Raw genomic sequence first — 19,311 nt, 5'->3', positions numbered from 1 at the left:
AACATATATACATGTCAGATTTAATCAAGGTGGGCATCACGCATGGTGATGTGAATGGCGTAGGATATGAGATTCTACTGAAAACCTTCTCCGATGCCAGAATACTCGAGCTGTTCCACCCTATAGTGTACGGTTCATCCAAATCGGCGTCTTATCACCGCAAAGTACTCAACAGTGATACACCTAATTTTCATATTATCTCCAAGGTAGAAGAGTCCCATGAAGGGAAAATCAATCTGGTCAATTGCATCAAGGAAGAAATCAAGATAGAACTCGGATCGGCAAGCACCGAGTCCGGGGGCGCAGCTTATACGGCGCTGGATGTTGCTTGTCAGGATCTGGCCAATGGTAAAATAGACGTATTAGTCACGCTTCCCATCAATAAAGACTCTATTCAAAATGATCGCTTTCAATTTCCCGGACATACCGAATTTTTAGAAGAGCGTTTTGCCGTAAACCGGGAAAAGGCATTGATGATCATGGCAACGGAAACAATGCGCGTGGCATTAGCCACTACTCATGTTCCTCTTTCGGAGGTCTCGTCAAAACTCTCCAAGGAATTGATTATGGAAAAACTGAAAACCCTTGATTACACGTTGAAACGTGATTTCAGGGTAGAAAACCCACGTATTGCCGTATTGGGACTAAATCCACATGCCGGAGAAAACGGACTGTTGGGAAAAGAGGAAAATGAGATCATTGCGCCCGCAGTAAAGGAAGCACAGGACCAGTGGATACTCTGTGCAGGGCCATTCCCGGCCGACGGTTTCTTTGGATCGGGACGATTCAAGGAGTTCGATGCCATCCTGGCGATGTACCACGACCAGGGGCTGATTCCTTTCAAGACCCTCGCCATGGATTCGGGCGTCAATTATACGGCAGGCTTACCGATCGTGCGTACTTCGCCCGATCATGGTACTGCTTATGATATTGCGGGAAAAAACATGGCTTCCGATGAGTCGTTCCGCCAGGCTATTTATATGGGTATTGATGTTTTCAGGAACAGGCAGGCTTATGACGAAGCCCGCAAAAATCCACTGAAAAAAATGTTCTTCGACCGGGGTAAAGACGACGAGAAACTGGATCTTACCCAAGAAGAAGAGATGTAGGATCTGGGATAAAAAGAAAGAGCCTGACGGTCTGTCGGGCTCTTTCTTTTTTAAATTACCGTATTTATATTCAGTATTGCAGTAATCAATTATTCTCCGGACGCAATTTTCTCACGACGGCTCCGGTCTGCCACATTTCACTTTCGCGAAGGGTTTTCAGCTCCTCTTCCAGTTTTTCCCGATAATCAGCTTGTGAATTACTATCGATAGAGCGTTGTGCTTCATTACCGCAGGCTACTTCCTCATAGAGTTTCTGAAAGACAGGCTTAGCAGCATCATGGAACGGTCCCATCCAATCGAGCGCACCCCGTTGTGCGGTAGTGGAACAGTTGGCATACATCCAGTCCATCCCTTTCTCGGCGAATAACGGCATCAATGACTGGGTAAGTTCTTCTACCGTTTCGTTGAATGCTTCAGAAGGGGTATGTCCATTTTCACGTAATACTTCATACTGAGCCAGCAACAGGCCTTGGATAGCGCCCATCAGCGTACCCCGTTCACCGGTAAGGTCGGAATATACCTCACGTTTGAAGTCGGTTTCAAAAAGATATCCCGATCCTACACCTATCCCAAGGGCGATCACGCGGTCGAATGCTTTTCCCGTAGCATCCTGATAGATGGCATAGCTTGAATTAAGGCCACGTCCTTCTAAAAACATTTTCCGAAGGCTTGTCCCCGATCCTTTAGGAGCTACTAAGATCACGTCCACGTCAGCAGGCGGGATGATACCGGTACGTTCTTTATAGGTAATACCAAAACCATGAGAGAAATAAAGAGCCTTCCCCGCAGTCAGATGTTTCTTTACCGTGGGCCACAGGGCAATTTGTGCCGCATCAGAAAGCAAGTACTGAATGATGGTACCCCGTTCGCACGCCTCTTCAATTTCGAAGAGCGTTTCACCAGGCACCCATCCATCGGCTACCGCTTTATCCCAGGTCTTACTTTCCTTCCGCTGACCTATAATTACATTGAATCCATTATCACGCAGGTTAAGCGACTGTCCGGGGCCTTGCACTCCATAGCCGATCACTGCTATTGTTTCATCTTTCAATACTTCCCGTGCTTTCTCCAAGGGAAATTCATCGCGGGTAACTACATTTTCTTCTACCCCGCCAAAATTCATTTTTGCCATTTTTGTTTCTATTTTTATTGATTTTATACTGCATTTTCCGCTTTTTGCAAGTCGATCCTCTGCTGTTCCCATTTGGACAACATATCACTCAGGCGTTCTACCTTCGACTTGGTGATGGCAATCCTTCCCGAGCGGACGAATTGCAACACGCCAATGGTCTCCGCCAATTCTTCAAAAAGACTTTGAGTCTCTTCATAATGTCCCGCCTTTAAAAAGACCACACAATCTTCATTCACCTCCAAGATACGGATATTGTATTTTCTCACCAGGTATTCAATGGAACCATGTTCCATTACCTTATCGGTCGAAAGTTTATAAAGTGCCAGTTCCTGATGTACCAGATCTTCGTCGGTATTGAAATAGGCTTTCAATATATCCACCCGCTTGTCGATCAACCGTACCAGCTTTTTCATCACCTCTTCGTCATCCGAGAAGGTAGTAATAGTGAATTTATGGATTCCCCTGATAGCAGATGGCGATACCGACAATGTCTCGATATTGAGTTGCCTGCGGGTAAAGATGGTTGTAATCTGATTGAGAACTCCTACCGTATTTTCTGAGAAAATAGTGATAGTATATAATATTTTATTCCCGTCCATGCTTACTTTTAATTTTTAATTTTCACTCTTAACTTTTACTTTCACAAAGTATGCCCGTTCCCCAACAGTATATTGGTAATTGTTCCACCCGCAGGTACCATCGGATAGACCATTCCTTTGGTCTCCACCAACACCTCAAGCAGGTATGCTCCTTTGTGTGCCAGCATCTCCTGTATAGCTTCATCAAGTTCGGCACGCTGAGTCACTTTGCGTCCTTTTATATTATAAGCATCGGCAATCTTTACAAAGTCGGGATTCTTCAGATGTGTTTCCGAATAGCGCTCGTCAAAAAAAAGTTCCTGCCATTGGCGCACCATCCCCAGGAAATTATTGTTCAGCAGGATAATTTTCACATCTATACCATATTCCATAATAGTACCGAATTCCTGGATCGTCATCTGTAACCCACCATCTCCGACGAAGACACAGACCGTCCTGTCGGGAGCACCATATTTGGCTCCGATACCGGCAGGCAAGCCAAATCCCATCGTACCTAATCCACCCGAGGTGACCATACTGCGTGATTGATTGTATTTGAAATAGCGGGTAGCCATCATCTGGTGTTGTCCTACATCGGTGACGCAGACAGCTTTATTGTGGGTGGCTTCGGTCACTTTGTTCACCACCTCGCCCATTTTTATTGCTCCCCCATTTTCGGGATAAAGTTCATTTTTGATGATACAGTCAAATTCCTTTTGCTCGTAGGATTTAAACTCTCCGGTCCATTCGGGGTATGATTTCTTTTCGAGCAATGCGGTTACCATTGGTAATGTTTGTTTTGCATCACCCAGTACTTTTACAGTAGTTTTCACATTCTTGTCCATTTCGGCCAAGTCTATATCGAAATGGATTACCTTTGCCTGTCTGGCATAGGTTTTCAGATCACCTGTCACCCGGTCGTCGAACCGCATTCCTATAGCAATCAGCACATCACACTCATTGGTCTTCATGTTGGGTGCCACATTGCCGTGCATACCCAGCATACCCTGATTCAGGGGATGATCGGAAGGCATGGCTGAGAGTCCCAGAATAGTAGACCCAAACGGAATACCTCCTTTTTCCAGGAAAGCGCATAATTCTTTTTCAGCTTTTCCAAGGATTACCCCCTGTCCTACCAGGGCCAACGGCTTTTTGGCATTGTTGATAATGTCGGCTGCTTTTTTTATCTTATCTTCTTCCACTTGCGGTAGCGGATGATAGCTCCGCAGGAAGGTCGTTTTCTCATACACAAAACCGCATTTCAGCACCTGTGCGTCTTTGGCTATATCAAGCACCACCGGTCCGGGACGTCCACTTGAAGCAATATAGAATGCCCTTGAAACCGCCCATGCGATATCTTCCGCTCGCCGTACCTGGTAAGCCCATTTGGTAATGGGTTGAGTGACGCCGATCACATCGGCCTCCTGAAAAGCATCTGAACCCAGCAGGGTGGAATTGACTTGTCCCGAGATCACCACCAACGGGGTACTATCCATCATGGCATCGGTGATACCGGTGATGGCATTGGTTGCACCGGGACCGGATGTAACAAGGGCTACACCCACCTTTTCCGAGACCCTGGCATATCCCTGCGCTGCATGGAGCGCTCCCTGTTCATGACGTACCAGGATGTGCCGGATCTCATTCTTATGATCATACAAGGCATCGAATACGGGCATGATAGCTCCACCCGGATAGCCGAATATGGTGTCTACTCCTTCGGCGAGCAGTGAACGAATAAGTATTTCACTCCCGGGAATAGTTTCCGTTTGAATAGTTTTGTCCATACACTCTTCTCTTTAAACTTGAACCTAAAATTGTATCTCTTATCTTAAATGATTCTTACTGCCCCAAGGTCGGCCGAACTTACAAAAGCGGCGTACGCTTTCAATGCCTTCGAAATTACCCTGTCGCGCCGGGGTTTAAAGGCATTTTCTCCTTTGGCTTCTTCCTGCCGTCTTCTCTCCTGAAGTTCTTCGTCCGATATTTTTAAATTGATGGAACGGGAAGGGATATCTATTTCGATGATGTCGCCCTCCCGTACCAGTCCGATACTGCCGCCTGCAGCCGCCTCGGGAGAGACATGGCCGATAGAGAGCCCTGAGGTACCACCCGAAAAACGCCCATCGGTAATCAACGCACATTCGGCACCCAGATGCCGGGCTTTGATATAGGACGTAGGATAAAGCATCTCCTGCATTCCGGGTCCCCCTTTGGGGCCTTCGTACACGATTACAACCACATCACCGGCCTGCACGTCACCATTCAGTATACCTGTACAGGCATCATCCTGAGAATGAAACACTTTGGCTTTGCCGCTAAATTTCCAAATGCTCTCATCTACGCCGGCCGTCTTTACCACGCAGCCGTTTTCTGCAATATTTCCTTTCAGGATGGCCAGTCCACCATCTTTGGTATAAGCATGTTCTATATTCCTGATACAACCATTCTCCCTGTCGGTATCCAGTTCTTTGAACTGTGCGTTCTGCGATGCCATTACAATATTATACCGGTTACCGGGTGCGGACGAATAGATTCTGAGCGCTTCTACACCGGGGCTCCCATTGGTAATATCGTATGCTGACAATGCCTCAGCCAGGGTATGTCCGTCGGCACGGTGTACCGAGGTATCCACAAGTTCTGATTTGGCGAGTTCATTGAGTATACCCAAAATTCCTCCTGCCCGGTTTACATCCTGAATATGGTATTTTTTTGAGTTAGGCGCCACCTTGCAGATGCAGGGTACCCTACGTGAAAGGGCATCAATATCATCCAAAGTAAAATCTATTTCCCCTTCATGGGCGATAGCCAGTGTATGGAGGATCGTATTCGTGGATCCCCCCATGGCGATATCGAGCGTCATGGCATTCAGAAATGCTTTACGGGTAGCGATATTCCGAGGCAATACCGATTCATCACCATCAAAGTAGTATTTAAAGGCATTTTCCACGATCTGATGCGCTGCATCTATAAACAGTTGCTTGCGGTTGACATGTGTCGCCAAAATGGTACCATTTCCGGGTAAGGCCAATCCGATCGCTTCATTGAGGCAGTTCATGGAGTTGGCAGTGAACATACCTGAACAGGATCCACAGGTAGGACAAGCCAGCTGTTCGAGTTGTTCCACCCTTTCATCGGAGATTGATTCGTCCGCCGACTCGATCATGGCATCGATCAGGTCGACCTGTTCTTCACCGATTTTTCCTGCTTCCATAGGTCCTCCCGATACAAAGATCGCAGGTATGTTCAACCGCATGGCAGCAATCAGCATACCCGGCGTGATCTTGTCACAGTTACTGATACAGATCATCGCATCGGCCTTGTGGGCGTTCACCATATATTCTACCGAATCGGCGATCAGGTCGCGTGACGGCAGTGAGTACAACATACCGTCGTGTCCCATTGCAATCCCGTCATCCACAGCAATTGTGTTAAATTCGGCTGCAAAACAACCTAATTTCTCGACTTCCTGTTTCACCAGTTGCCCGATTCCATGCAGATGCACATGGCCGGGCACAAATTGCGTAAAAGAGTTGACGATCGCAATAATGGGCCTGCCCATCTGCTCACGCGTCATCCCGTTGGCATGCCAGAGAGCACGGGCACCCGCCATCCGACGCCCTTGCGTACTGGTCGCACTCCGCAAACCGGAATTATTTTTATTTTCGTCCATTTTTTACATATTTTTCAATCCACTCCCCTACTTCAGAGGTACTATATGCTTTTCCGCCATCGGCGATATCTTCAGTAACAACTCCCGCTTCAAGGCTCGCATTCACCGCTTCACGGATAAGTGCTCCTTCCTCCATAAGGTTAAAGCCATATTCAAACATGAGGGCCGCAGAGAGGATCATGGCTACAGGGTTGGCGATATTCTTACCGGTAGCCTGCGGATAAGACCCGTGAATCGGTTCGAACAGCGATGTATGTAATCCTACTGATGCCGAAGGAAGCAACCCTAGTGATCCGGTGATGACAGAAGCTTCGTCGGTAAGGATATCACCGAACAGGTTTTCGGTTACCATCACATCAAAGCTTTTAGGCCACTGGATGATACGCATGGCGGCATTATCCACAAAGAGGAAATCGGTTTCGATATCGGGGTATTGAGGTGCGATCTCCTGTGCAATCTGACGCCAGAGCCGTGAGGTAGCAATCACGTTTGCCTTGTCTACCACCGTCACTTTCTTGTGCCGCTGGCCGGCAAATTTATAGGCGAGATGCAACACCCGCTCTATCTCTTCTCGGGTATATACACAAGTATCATAAGCTGTATTGCCATCTTCGCTCCTTCCCTGCGGGCGACCGAAATACATACCGCCCGTCAGTTCACGGATACAGATAAAATCAGCACCTTCTACCAAATCAGCCCGCAGAGGCGACTTATGGATAAGAGAAGGGAAGGTCATTACAGGACGGATATTCCCGTAGAGCCCCAACTGTTTGCGCATACGTAGCAATCCTTGTTCAGGACGTACTTTCGCATTGGGATCATTATCATATTTGGGATCACCGATAGCGCCGAAAAGAACGGCATCACTCTGCATACAGAGTTTATGCGTCTCGGCAGGATAAGGATCACCGGTTGCATCGATGGCACAAGCACCCACGACAGCTTTTTTACAGGTCAATGAATGACCAAATTTTTCACAGACAGCCAAAGTAATATTCAGTGCCTGTTCCATGATTTCCGGACCTATTCCGTCGCCCGGTAGTACAGCTATATTTAATTGCATATAAAATTGATTTACTGATTTGTTGATTACAATTTACCAATCATCACTATTTCCCGAAGGTCGGGACAAGTTGTCCTAATTCATCAGGATCATCACATCAATCAAGGTAATCTCATATAATTCATATTGGGAATATTCCCGCTCTCAATCATATTCAACATTTTCATTGTCGCTTTGATGGCCGCTACGGTCTGGTCGATATCTAGCGCACGGGTCTTGAAAACCTTGTCATCAAACTTCCAGGTAATCACGGTCTGCACATAAGCGTTGGTTTTTCCACCCGGGGGAATCACTACCACATAATCAATCAATTCCGGCGCCGGCTTGTTCAATTTCCTGTATATCTTGTACATTGCTTTGGAAAAAGCATGGTATTGCCCCTCTCCTGCAGCAGTCTCCTGATAGACTTCCCCTTTGATAGATATCTTTACGGTGGCGGTCGGTCTCAACCCATCAGTCAGTGTAAGTGAATAGTTGAGCATCCTGATATCCTGATTTTCAATCCCGTTCTTCAGCACATCCGAAACGATATAAGGTAGTTCATCGAGATTTACGATTTCTTTCCTATCACCGAGTTCAATGATACGTGCGGTCACTTTACGGGTTGACTCATCATCGAGTTCGATCCCCAATGCTTCCAGATTTTTAATAATATTGGAACGGCCCGCATTTTTACCCAGTGCATATTCACGGAAACGGCCGAACCGTTCGGGCATCAAGTCATTGAAATAGAGGTTTTTCTTTTTGTCGCCATCCGCATGTACACCCGCCACCTGGGTAAACACATTGTCGCCAATTACCGGTTTGTTATTAGGGATACGCACACCGGAGTAACTCTCTACTACTTTGCTCACATTATAGAGTTTTGATTCATCTATATTGGTACGTAACCCCATATGATCGTGGATAAGCGCCACCACACTGGTGATCGGTGCGTTGCCGGCACGTTCGCCCAATCCGTTCACGGTGACATGCACGCCATGCACACCTGCCTTGATGGCTTCATATACATTTGCCACGGCCAGGTCATAGTCGTTATGGGCATGAAAATCGAAATGAAGACCGGGATAACGGGCAATCATTTCCGAACAGAAACGGTTTGTTTCGTCGGGATTGAGCACGCCCAACGTATCGGGCAGCATAAAACGGGTGACAGCCTCATCCTTTAAACCGTCCATCATCTGGAATACATATTCTTTGGAATCACGCATCCCATTGGACCAATCTTCAAGATAAAGATTGACTGCCAAACCCATTCGTTGCGCATGGACAATAGTGTTTTTCACATCTGCCAGATGCTCCTGTTGCGATTTGCATAACTGGTAGGTACAATGTTTCAATGAGCCTTTACATAGTAAGTTGACCACTTTGCAGCCGGCATTTACAATCCATTCCAGGGAAGTAGTGCCATCTACGAATCCGAGCACCTCGAGACGATCTATAAATCCGTGTGCTTGTGCCCATTGCGCCATCTTCTTTACAGACTGGAATTCACCTTCGGAAACTCGTGCCGAAGCAACCTCCACCCTATCGACCTTCAACTCCTCGAGCAAGAGCCGTACCACACTAACCTTTTCCTGCGCGGCAAAAGAGACTCCCGAGGTTTGCTCACCATCGCGAAGGGTGGTGTCCATGATTTCTATTTTCCTTGCTTCTCCCAAAACAACCTATATTTGATGTGATGATTTACTGATGTAATAATGATAAGACTAATTACTCGTACGCAAAAGCACGGTTTCTCTCATATTCTTCAATCTTATCCTTATTGGAGAGAAGAAAGTCTATATCATCCAGTCCTTTTAGCAGACACTCTTTCTTATAGGGATTGATCTCGAATGATTCTGCTGACCCTGTTCCGTTATTCGTAATTGTCTGTTCCTCAAGATTGACCGTCACCGTGGCTTTTGGATTTTTATCCACCGAGACAAACAACTCGCCCAGGAACTTCTCACTCACTACCACGGGCAGGATACCGTTATTGAGGGCGTTATTGCGAAAGATATCAGCAAAGAAACTCGATACGACCACTTTAAATCCGTAACCACCGATTGCCCATGCGGCATGTTCACGGCTGCTACCACTACCAAAATTTTTTCCTGCTACCAATACTTCTCCCGAATAGACCGGATTGTTCAGTACAAAATCGAGTTTAGGATTTCCTTCTTTATCATAACGCCAGTCGGCGAACAGGTTATCACCAAATCCTTCGCGCGTGGTTGCTTTCAAGAAACGCGCAGGTATGATCTGGTCTGTATCCACATTCTCAATCGGAAGTGGCACATATGTGGATGTTATTGTTTGAAACTTTTCCATTTTATTTCTTTACTTTTTTAGTATTTTTTATCCTAATTTCCCGCCAATACACTGACATATAAATTGTTCACCTTCTCCAATCAGCATATCAGCACATCATCACATTCATTTATGGTTCCGTGATTTTTCCGTTTATGGCAGCGGCAGCGGCCACCAGAGGTCCGGCAAGGATAGTCCTCGCACCCGGCCCCTGTCTCCCCTCGAAATTACGATTGGAGGTAGAAACTGCATATTTACCTGCCGGCACCTTGTCATCATTCATCGCCAGACAGGCTGAGCAACCGGGCTGACGGAGTTCAAATCCGGCTTCTTCGAGTATCTTGTCCAATCCCTCGGCTTCAATCTGTTTGCGCACCTGCCAACTGCCCGGCACCAACCATGCAGTAACATTTCCTGCTTTCTTTTTACCCTTCACATACTGGGTGAATACCCGAAAATCCTCGATACGGCCGTTGGTGCAGCTACCCAGAAAGACATAATCGATTTGTTTTCCTTCTAACTTCTCTCCCGGAGTGAATCCCATATAATTCAACGACTTCTCGAATGATATCTTTCCTGCTTCCCCGATATCATCCAGATGAGGAATAGTGCCATCGATAGGCATCCCCATTCCGGGATTGGTACCATAAGTGATCATCGGGCGTATTTTTGCCACGTCGAAAGTGACCTCCTTATCAAAGGCAGCTCCTTCATCACTCTTCAACGTTTTCCAGTAGGCCACCGCTTTTTCCCATTTATCTCCTTTGGGGGCAAATTCCCGCCCTTTGATATAGTTAAAAGTGGTTTCATCCGGGGCAACCAAGCCTCCACGTGCCCCCATCTCTATACTCAGGTTACAAAGGGTCATCCGTTCCTCCATAGAAAGATTTCGGACTGCTTCACCGGCATATTCCACAAAATAACCGGTCGCACCTCCTGTTGTTAATTGAGAAATCATATAAAGTGCCATATCCTTGGCGCTTACATTTTCTTCCAGCTTCCCGTCAAAATTGATCCGCATAGTCTTGGGACGGGTTTGCAGTATACATTGTGATGCCAGCACCATTTCCACCTCGCTGGTACCGATACCGAAAGCAATAGCACCAAAAGCCCCGTGGGTGGAGGTATGGCTGTCACCGCAGACAATCGTCATTCCGGGTTGGGTATAACCATTCTCGGGACCAATCACATGCACAATTCCATTCTTGGGGTTATTAAGCCCATAGTATGTCAATCCGAAATCTGAAGCATTTTTCGCAAGGGTTTCCACCTGAAAACGGGAAACGGTATCACGAATAGGCTTGTTCTGCCACATTGTGGGGATATTATGGTCAGCCGTTAACGTGGTTTGCTTCGGGCGATACACATTCAATCCACGAGCCCTGATACCGGCAAAAGCCTGGGGACTGGTTACTTCATGACACAAATGCCTGTCGATGTATAATTGGGTGGGACCATCTTTCACGGTTGCCACTACATGTGCATCCCATATCTTATCAAAAAGAGTCTTCATATATAATTGATTTGTTAATTTACGAATTTATTCACCGCATCAATAAATGCTTCCACGGATGCCGCCACGATATCGGTATTGGCAGAGAAACCATAATAATGTATATCATTATGTTCCACCTGCATATGCACTTTACCTATATCATCACTACCATGGTCGATGGCCTGTATAAGGAATTCCTTGATTTTTATTTTTCGCCGGATGATATTTTTTACAGCACGGATAGCAGCATCTACCGGTCCGTTGCCACTTGCCGTGGCTTCGAAATGCTCCCCTGCAATATCAAGACCTATGCTGGCCACGTCACGTACTCCAATACCACACAATACCTGCAGGTATTCTATTTTGATCCTGGTCAGGCGTCCATCCTTACCCACTAACATCAGTATATCATCGTCATTGATACTTTTCTTCCTGTCAGCCATTTCCAGAAACTTCTGATATACCTCGTCGAGTTCTTCGCCTTCGAGTTTTACACCAAGGATAGCTAAACGGTTTTTCAGTGCGGCGCGTCCGCTGCGAGCTGTCAATACGATGGCATTGTCATCGATTCCCACATCCTGGGGATTGATGATCTCATATGTTTCTACATTTTTGAGTACACCATCCTGATGAATCCCGGAAGAATGCGCGAAAGCATTTCTCCCCACAATAGCTTTATTGGGTTGTACCGGCATATTCATCAAGCTCGATACCATCCGGCTGGCGGAATAGATATGCTGTGTATTAATATTGGTATCGAATCCGCGATCTTTATGGCTTTTCAATGCCATCACCACCTCTTCGAGGGAGGTGTTCCCCGCGCGTTCACCGATACCGTTGATGGTCACCTCTATCTGACGAGCCCCGTTCAACACTCCCGCGATAGTATTGGCGGTGGCCATTCCCAGGTCCTGGTGACAATGGGTGGAGAGGATGGCATCTTTCAGATCTACGTTATCAATAAGGTATTTTATTTTTGCACCATATTCATCGGGGAAACAATAGCCGGTCGTATCAGGTATATTCACCACCGTGGCTCCGGCATTCACCACAGCCTGTACCACACGGGCAAGATATTCATTCTCGGTACGACCTGCATCTTCGGCATAAAACTCTACATCGTCCACGAAATTACGGGCATATTTTACGGCTTTGACAGCTCGTTCGATGATTTCTTCACGGGTGGCATTGAATTTGTATTTAATATGTGAATCGGATGTGCCAATGCCGGTATGGATTCTTTTTCTTTTGGCATATTTCAGTGCTTCGGCAGCCACTTCTATATCTTTCTCCACCGCGCGGGTCAACGCACAGATAGTAGGCCATGTAACCGCTTTGGATATTTCTACCACCGAATTAAAATCGCCCGGACTCGATACGGGAAAACCGGCTTCAATCACATCCACCCCCAACAACTCAAGAGTTTGTGCTACCTGGATCTTCTCAATAGTGTTCAATTGACAACCCGGCACCTGTTCGCCATCTCTTAATGTTGTATCAAATACATAAATACGTTCCATTTTATTCACTTTTTTTTATCCTTACACAAAAAGATAACCTTTCCCACCGGGTGAGAAAGGTTATCCCTATTTTTTTTACCTAATGTAAATCACAGATATGCCAGTCTCACCCTCCGAATTTTTCCAGAAGTAGAATAGAAATGACTAGAATACCGACCTGATAATACATATGGCAACTTGAAATTGTTCTTGTTTGACGGTTGCAAAGTAAATGCAAAAAATGATATCAACAAAATATTTTCACGATTTTATTCAAAAAATTTTCATTTTGATTATTATTTCAGCCTGAAATTTTCGATTTGAAACTTATCGATCACCCAAACTAAACAAATAATCAATGAATTATCCCTACCTCCCCATTTCATCTTCCACGTGTTCCATACAATGTCTTTCGATAATGAATTGTTTATATTTATACCTTCTTTATTTTATAAAAGAGATATCCGGATACAATTTTTCCAGTTTTTAAATGATTCCGGTTTTGTAAAAAAGCGCCCAATTTATGAAACCGGACGCTTTTCAAAATTGATTTTCCAATAAAGATTTATTGGGCGATAGTGGTTGCTTCAACCCACTCAGACGAACCTTGCGGGCCCTTCAAAGTGGCAATATGCCGACCGGTCACATCCGATATCGTTGTACCCTGAGGTTGTGAACCATGCACTTCAAAATCCCAGGCGGCGACGAGATTCGGATCGTTGGGATCAACGTCATTGTTACCTTGTGCCGAGGTCCGGATATCATCACGGCTCCTGATTCCTTTCCAGATACGTATATATTTGATATAACCGGAGAAATATTCTTCACGGGTTGCTTTATCGGCATCTAAGCGGCAGAAGGCTGTCATCGGCATTTGCTGCTCTACACAACCGTCTTCAATATATGTGCGCCATGGCTCTCCTACCCGGATGACTTCACCCGTTTGGGAACCATTCACAAATACACACGACTTTGTGTGTTCCTGCGGAGGATCAAAACCCGGGACGCCATCGTCAGCCACAGCGAAAGCAAAATGGGTCCATTTGTCTTTTGGATTACTAACGATAGCTCTCGGCTCCCACCATTGGGGATCACTTGGTCCCTCGTTTTGCCAGTGTGCCATGGAACCTCTCAGCCAGTGTTCGTTCCCATTGTTTACCTTACGGTATTGCACACGCCATCCGCTTCGCGGCGAGTTCACGAATGAAGCCAGGAATGTACTGTTATCTTCACCGGGCTTACTGCAGAACTCTTTGACATTCACCCAAAGTTCAATGGTAAAGTTCTGATGATCATCTCCACCAAACCTCACAAAATCCTCCTTATACCCGAAATCAATATATCCCCCGTTATTACCATCCACAAACAGGTTCCATATCAGGTTATCCTCCGGCCAGGCAGTAGCTTTCACTTCGTCCAATTTTTTGTCGCCCGCGGCAATAGCCTGATCGTAGATTTCCTGTGTCATATCGGTAATAGCTCCTGTCCTGATCCTGTCTGCCAGCGCTTCTAGTTCTTCCGCAGCACTCTCGAGTGCAGCTTTCCCCTCCAAGGGATACTGCCCTTTGTGGTTTCCCCATAATGCTTCGTCGGAAATCATTTCGCGTAACAGATCGGCTTTCGCCATCAGGTTGCTGATGAACTGTTGTGCTACAGGTGACAGATTGTAATATTTCGAATTTTTAAATTCGTCAATTGCCTGGTTTGCTTTTGCCACAATGGCCTCCAATGCAGCCTCATCAAACAGTTCGCCGGACTTCACCTTGGTAATGGATGTCTCCAATTCGGCAATCGCGTTACTGAGGATCGTTTTGCTTGCTTCGGGATAAGTACCCGGCGCAGTACCGTAAGTAGAATTTTTCAGCAAATAAGTCAATGACGCATGGTTTTCCTGCAAAATACTCAACTGCGTATCGGTGATATATTCATTTTTATCATCCTCCGAACAGGCCGAAAAAGCTCCTGCCAAACAGAATATCATCAGGAGGACAAGAAACATACTATTGCTCTGTTTATTATTTATTTGTCTCATCGCTTTCATATTTATTATTCCACAATACGCTCCCATTTATATGTCCCTATAATTTTGGCCGTATGCCGTCCGGTCAGGTCAATAATTTCATTGTCTGCTCCGGAAGGTTTGGAGGTAAAATCCCATCCTGCCGCCAGGTCGGTTTCTTTTCCGGTCACTTCTACCGCACCCTCATAAGACTTTTTGATATAATCGGCACTTTTGGCAGTTTTCCAGATACGGATTTTCTTCATATATCCCGAGAATCCTTCTTCAAATAAATCGTCAGTAGTCCTCATATAACGTCCGAAAGCGGTCATCGGCTTTGAATACTCGGCATAATGTGCCGATTGGTACACTCTCGTCACGGGAGAAACAATTTCATCTTTCATCCATTCGCCATTCAGGTAAAGTTTGGCACGCAGGGTTGAATTGCCGCCCAATCCTTCATCGCTATACACAGCTACAAAGTGTTGCCATTGATCCAGGTCGTCCGATACCCTGAAACTGGGTTCCCAAAGATCCCTATCGCCATTGGTCGTATTCAGTCCGCCCCATGTAGTACGATAAATCCCGTTATCTGACTTGCGCCAATACATCATCCAGCCATTGCGCCAGTCATCGTTTGATATATATGAGCAGAGGAACAAGCAGTTATCCCATCGTCCCCGTTCGGTAATTTTCACCCAAAGTTCCACTGTAAATGCTTGTTTCCCTTGTTCGCCGAACTTCACATATTCCTCACTGCGACCGAAGTCAATAAAGGAGTTACCACCTTTACCGTCGACAAACAATTCTGCCGGAATAGTCTCGGCATCTTCAGTACGGACTGAATTCCTGAATTTCTCCATAGCAGCTTCCGTATTTATGATATAACGCTGTTTTTCATTTTCTGAAGGAGCCGGGTTCTGATACTTGATCAATAACACGGCGCGGTTGGCAGCATCTATCGCATCCGAAAGAATCGCCCGGCTTTCAGTGGGGTATTGACCTTTCTTTTCCCCATAATCCGAATTTTGTTGCAAATCCTGCATTTCGGCAATCAGCTCATCTAACTGATGGATATATACATCTTCAATCTCAGGCGCTGCGGTATACTCATCATGCTTCTCTTCTGAGCATGCAATAAATTGCAGCATTAATACCACACATAGCAATGTATAGCGTCCCATTTTCCAAATCGAATATACGGTATTCATTTTTTTTGTTTATTAGTATTCAATCATTTATCTACAGGAAACAATAACATCAGTGCGGGAATACCTGAAGCGGCATAACTTTCTACTGCATCACCTTCCACGACAGCCTTGGTATAGTCGCCACCGCAAATATCCCGTGTTTTATCACGGTTCGCCCATCCATAATTGATATTGCGCCTGATGAAAGGAATATATTGTTCCTGTCCGCAATCATATACCAGCATGGCGATGTATTGGGCAAAAATAGCTGTATATATACCTTGTTCAACACCCGACTCGAAAGGTAGCAGATCGAATGTCCCCGACATAGTCTTCATCGTATAATCTGCAGCCATAACGGCATTGTCCAGATATTGCTGTTCTTTGGTCGCTTTATAAAGCAATATGGAAGCACCGATATATGTTGCTTGGTTATATACATGATCTTTCCATGCCGGATTACCGTTTCCATGCCTGCTGTCGGCAACCTGTCCGGTACTGATATCCACCAAATTATTTACCGCCCAATCGTAGATTTCTTTTCCTTTTTCCAGATATTGCTCTTTTGTCTGATAGACAGGTCGAAGGTCGGAAGATTCGGTTCTCCCTTCCGGCACATTATTATACAATGTAAGTGCCGCCACAACGGTCGGAAAATTGATACAAGCCATTTTACCGTTGTCAGCCTCATTCGGTCTCGGGTTCTGGATAGGTTGCCATTGCCAGAACATACCGCCGCCCAGTCCTTTTTCGGGATCGGCATACGATCCTGTATCACCTACTTTTTCGGAACCATACCAAACACGGCCGAAACTTTTTTCCGACAGGTCCAGATACTCTCCCACACCAAACTCTTCATAAGCACGTGCCAAAGAGATGGTCCACCACATGATATCATCATAAATAAACCATCCGGTATTGGTATTGTTATCATCAAAGTCGAAATTGGCATAATGTGCTTTATTTCCGGCGAAGAGTCGATCGGCAAGAGTTTTATATTTCTGCTCCCTTTCGGTGTTACTTTCGGCCTTGGCGCGTTTATAGGCATTAATGGCCATATCCCAATAAATAGGCTGGCACCAGATCGCTGCCGCTCCATTATTACGATCCACGGCGGCTTCATTGGCCGTACTGGCTTTATAGATATATTTGTTGTTATCCAGCAAATATTGATTAAAAGCCTCGTAAGCTATCCACGTATCGGCATCAGTATATTGCGGTACGATTTCGTAATCCGGAATATAGGGTTTGGCTTCCTTGTCATCATTGCATGCCGACAAAAATGCAGCCGACATCAAACATATTATGGTAAATATATATTGTTTCATTATTCTATTGATTAATCAGTTTTATTAAAATCCGGTATTTTGCATCAGGTTTTTGTCAATATCTATTTCGCTTTGCGGTATCGGGAAAAAATACTGACGGTCGAAATTGCGTGAAGTGATTTCCGTACGTTTGTAGAACTCGTTTCCATCGTAGTTCACATTCATGCCGTGCACCGGTTTATTGAAAAATTCGGCTGTCAGCCCCCAACGACGCACGTCGAAATAACGGCAATTCTCAAAACTCAACTCAATGCGTTTTTCTTTCCGGATCAATTCCATTATCCCATCCGTAGTAGTCGGTTTCGGCAGGTTTGACGTTCCGTATTCAGGAATGCCGGCACGTCTGCGGATCAGATTCATATACTTCCAAATATCTTCATGGGTAGGGTCTGCATGTGCCAATGCTTCCATATAATTAAAATAGATATTCGGCAAGCGGAGCAATACGCAAACCAGGTTTTGGTTACGGTCACCGGAATCCATATTCTTCCGTACCAGGTATCCGGTACTGGTAAAGTCATTGTTCCCTTGTGCCTTTCCACAGTTTCCACTATAGGTGAAATCGGTGATGTAATCGCCTTCGGTACCTGAAAACCATTTTGAATTACTAAAAGTAATATCGGCATAGAAGCGCGGCTCACGGTTCACGTACATATTACGCGTACCCGTAGGTGCATACAGCGTTCCATCTTCAGCTTTATAGTCCGAAGCAGAATAGCCGTCTTCTTTATAACCGGAAAGCGGATTGGTAATGGGCGTCACGCCATCGGCGGCATAGCCGGTGATAGGCGATATCCCATTTGCCATAAAGTAGGCATCCACCATTTCCTGGGTAGCGCCCAACAGACTTCCTCCCCGGTAATTGGATGTGTTGCCCGATTTATTGGGCATACGGTCGTACTGCATGGTTCCTGCAGCATTATCCATCCGATAAAAAATCATCTCCCTGTTGTTTCCCATCTCCGAAAATAAAGTCCTGATGGCGCGACGATAGGATTCGTAGGGGTTAAACCCCTCGGCATCGGGACCGGCGACGGGTTTTCCTGACTTATCGGTATGCATCAACTGAAAACGGCCTTCGTAATCATTCAGAAACTGGCGGCATTCGGTAATTACTTTTTGCCAATTTGCCTTGATGGTTGCCGCGTCCGGCTGATCAGGAAATAATTTTGTTCCGTCCGGATTCATCAGATCGGAATAATAACTGCACTCACCATTAAACAGCCAACTGGCACGATATGTCAACACCTCAATGATAAATGCCTGTGCTATAGCTTTATCGATACGCCCGACACCCGTAGTCCTGTCAGAAGAGGCATCTTCCAGCAGACCGCTATTCTGTGCAGCTTTCAATTCCGAAACGATGAAGTCGAAGCACCTGTCTACGGTACTGCGTGGCAATTGTAACTGGTCACTCGGCGTATTCAATGGAAAATCGTCCTCCAGAATGGGTACAGGACCATAAGTGCGTACCAGATAGAAATAGTAGATAGCACGCAATGCACGCGCCTCGGCTTTCCATTGTGTTCTCTCTGCTGTTGTAAGCGGGGCCTGGTCCACATATTTGGTAAATACAGCGGCCTCATGTATCCCCGAATACCAGCTTTTCCAACGGTATAATACCATTGTATTTTCGGTGGCATCGATCGTATTGTTATTGATCAGCTTGGCTTTATTTCCCGATGAGGTCCATTCAGCTTCGTCGGAACCACCGGTCCATGGGCCGGGCGTACGATAAAGGCTTGTTTCATGCACCTGTCGCTGATTGAACTCATCGGGCAGGAATGTATAGACATTAGAAAGATATTTCAAGGCTCCGTCTCTTGTTGTAAAAATCTCTTCCAACGACAGACGGTCATCAGGTATCTGGTCGAAATAGTCAGAACAGGAGGTTACCGCCATGAATAGCGACAACATACCACAGAATATATAATTGCATTTTTTCATCGTCAC

General features: G+C 45.8%; 14 protein-coding genes. 1 reads left to right on the top strand and 13 read right to left on the bottom strand.

Annotated features, from left to right (window positions below; all coding sequences use genetic code 11):
* Positions 1–11: 11 nt before the first annotated feature.
* The gene (gene pdxA, locus B4G81_RS14575; protein WP_294083769.1) at positions 12–1,109 is read left to right on the top strand and encodes a 4-hydroxythreonine-4-phosphate dehydrogenase PdxA; all 1,098 of its coding nucleotides are present in this window, start codon (positions 12–14) and stop codon (positions 1,107–1,109) included.
* 85 nt (positions 1,110–1,194) lie between these two features.
* Here the strand turns inward: pdxA and ilvC are convergent, their stop codons facing one another.
* The 13 genes from ilvC to B4G81_RS14510 form a co-directional block, all read right to left on the bottom strand.
* The gene (gene ilvC / locus B4G81_RS14570) at positions 1,195–2,241 is read right to left on the bottom strand and encodes a ketol-acid reductoisomerase (protein ID WP_294083767.1); all 1,047 of its coding nucleotides are present in this window, start codon (positions 2,239–2,241) and stop codon (positions 1,195–1,197) included.
* A gap of 23 nt (positions 2,242–2,264) precedes the next feature.
* Entirely contained in the window at positions 2,265–2,840 is a 576-nt protein-coding gene (gene ilvN / locus B4G81_RS14565; protein WP_294083765.1) for an acetolactate synthase small subunit, read from the bottom strand.
* A gap of 41 nt (positions 2,841–2,881) precedes the next feature.
* Complete coding sequence (gene ilvB, locus B4G81_RS14560; protein ID WP_294083763.1) at positions 2,882–4,606, bottom strand: biosynthetic-type acetolactate synthase large subunit; 1,725 nt, start codon at positions 4,604–4,606, stop codon at positions 2,882–2,884.
* 44 nt (positions 4,607–4,650) lie between these two features.
* Positions 4,651–6,492: a dihydroxy-acid dehydratase gene (gene ilvD / locus B4G81_RS14555; protein ID WP_294083762.1), complete on the bottom strand. Its 1,842-nt coding sequence runs from the start codon at positions 6,490–6,492 to the stop codon at positions 4,651–4,653.
* Positions 6,479–7,555 carry a 3-isopropylmalate dehydrogenase gene (leuB, locus tag B4G81_RS14550; protein WP_294083760.1) on the bottom strand — a complete coding sequence of 359 codons (1,077 nt, stop codon included), beginning with the start codon at positions 7,553–7,555 and terminating at the stop codon, positions 6,479–6,481. Before leuB ends, ilvD begins: the two co-directional genes overlap by 14 nt.
* Positions 7,556–7,656: 101 nt before the next feature.
* A complete protein-coding gene (locus tag B4G81_RS14545) occupies positions 7,657–9,216 on the bottom strand; it encodes an alpha-isopropylmalate synthase regulatory domain-containing protein (protein ID WP_294083758.1) in 1,560 nt (519 codons plus the stop codon).
* Between the two features lie 52 nt (positions 9,217–9,268).
* On the bottom strand, positions 9,269–9,868 hold the full coding sequence (gene leuD / locus B4G81_RS14540; protein WP_294083756.1) for a 3-isopropylmalate dehydratase small subunit: 600 nt from the start codon (positions 9,866–9,868) through the stop codon (positions 9,269–9,271).
* Positions 9,869–9,977: 109 nt separating this feature from the next.
* Positions 9,978–11,360 (bottom strand): 3-isopropylmalate dehydratase large subunit, encoded by a 1,383-nt coding sequence (gene leuC, locus B4G81_RS14535; protein ID WP_294083753.1) that lies wholly within the window; start codon positions 11,358–11,360, stop codon positions 9,978–9,980.
* A gap of 14 nt (positions 11,361–11,374) precedes the next feature.
* On the bottom strand, positions 11,375–12,862 hold the full coding sequence (locus tag B4G81_RS14530) for a 2-isopropylmalate synthase (RefSeq protein WP_294083751.1): 1,488 nt from the start codon (positions 12,860–12,862) through the stop codon (positions 11,375–11,377).
* A gap of 544 nt (positions 12,863–13,406) precedes the next feature.
* Positions 13,407–14,882, bottom strand: coding sequence for a DUF4972 domain-containing protein (locus tag B4G81_RS14525; RefSeq protein WP_349678762.1), 1,476 nt, complete (start codon positions 14,880–14,882; stop codon positions 13,407–13,409).
* Positions 14,883–14,887: 5 nt separating this feature from the next.
* Positions 14,888–16,051 (bottom strand): DUF4972 domain-containing protein, encoded by a 1,164-nt coding sequence (locus B4G81_RS14520; protein ID WP_294083746.1) that lies wholly within the window; start codon positions 16,049–16,051, stop codon positions 14,888–14,890.
* A gap of 23 nt (positions 16,052–16,074) precedes the next feature.
* Positions 16,075–17,358: a glycoside hydrolase family 76 protein gene (locus B4G81_RS14515; RefSeq protein WP_294083736.1), complete on the bottom strand. Its 1,284-nt coding sequence runs from the start codon at positions 17,356–17,358 to the stop codon at positions 16,075–16,077.
* Between the two features lie 24 nt (positions 17,359–17,382).
* Positions 17,383–19,305, bottom strand: a complete 1,923-nt coding sequence (locus B4G81_RS14510; protein ID WP_294083734.1) for a RagB/SusD family nutrient uptake outer membrane protein — start codon at positions 19,303–19,305, stop codon at positions 17,383–17,385.
* Between the last annotated feature and the right edge of the window lie 6 nt (positions 19,306–19,311).

Source organism: Proteiniphilum sp. UBA5384, assembly GCF_002410825.1.
Taxonomy (GTDB): domain Bacteria; phylum Bacteroidota; class Bacteroidia; order Bacteroidales; family Dysgonomonadaceae; genus Proteiniphilum.
Note: the sequence above shows the minus strand (reverse complement) of the source record. Positions and strands in the feature narration are given on the sequence as shown.

What these genes read in the sequence shown, in the direction of transcription:
- B4G81_RS14515 (WP_294083736.1), bottom strand. Translation starts at nt 17,358, where the DNA reads ATGAAACAATATATATTTACCATAATATGTTTGATGTCGGCTGCATTT.
- leuC (WP_294083753.1), bottom strand. Translation starts at nt 11,360, where the DNA reads ATGAAGACTCTTTTTGATAAGATATGGGATGCACATGTAGTGGCAACC.
- pdxA (WP_294083769.1), top strand. Translation starts at nt 12, where the DNA reads ATGTCAGATTTAATCAAGGTGGGCATCACGCATGGTGATGTGAATGGC.
- ilvB (WP_294083763.1), bottom strand. Translation starts at nt 4,606, where the DNA reads ATGGACAAAACTATTCAAACGGAAACTATTCCCGGGAGTGAAATACTT.
- B4G81_RS14525 (WP_349678762.1), bottom strand. Translation starts at nt 14,882, where the DNA reads ATGAAAGCGATGAGACAAATAAATAATAAACAGAGCAATAGTATGTTT.
- ilvN (WP_294083765.1), bottom strand. Translation starts at nt 2,840, where the DNA reads ATGGACGGGAATAAAATATTATATACTATCACTATTTTCTCAGAAAAT.
- B4G81_RS14530 (WP_294083751.1), bottom strand. Translation starts at nt 12,862, where the DNA reads ATGGAACGTATTTATGTATTTGATACAACATTAAGAGATGGCGAACAG.
- leuD (WP_294083756.1), bottom strand. Translation starts at nt 9,868, where the DNA reads ATGGAAAAGTTTCAAACAATAACATCCACATATGTGCCACTTCCGATT.
- ilvC (WP_294083767.1), bottom strand. Translation starts at nt 2,241, where the DNA reads ATGGCAAAAATGAATTTTGGCGGGGTAGAAGAAAATGTAGTTACCCGC.
- leuB (WP_294083760.1), bottom strand. Translation starts at nt 7,555, where the DNA reads ATGCAATTAAATATAGCTGTACTACCGGGCGACGGAATAGGTCCGGAA.
- B4G81_RS14510 (WP_294083734.1), bottom strand. Translation starts at nt 19,305, where the DNA reads ATGAAAAAATGCAATTATATATTCTGTGGTATGTTGTCGCTATTCATG.
- B4G81_RS14520 (WP_294083746.1), bottom strand. Translation starts at nt 16,051, where the DNA reads ATGAATACCGTATATTCGATTTGGAAAATGGGACGCTATACATTGCTA.
- ilvD (WP_294083762.1), bottom strand. Translation starts at nt 6,492, where the DNA reads ATGGACGAAAATAAAAATAATTCCGGTTTGCGGAGTGCGACCAGTACG.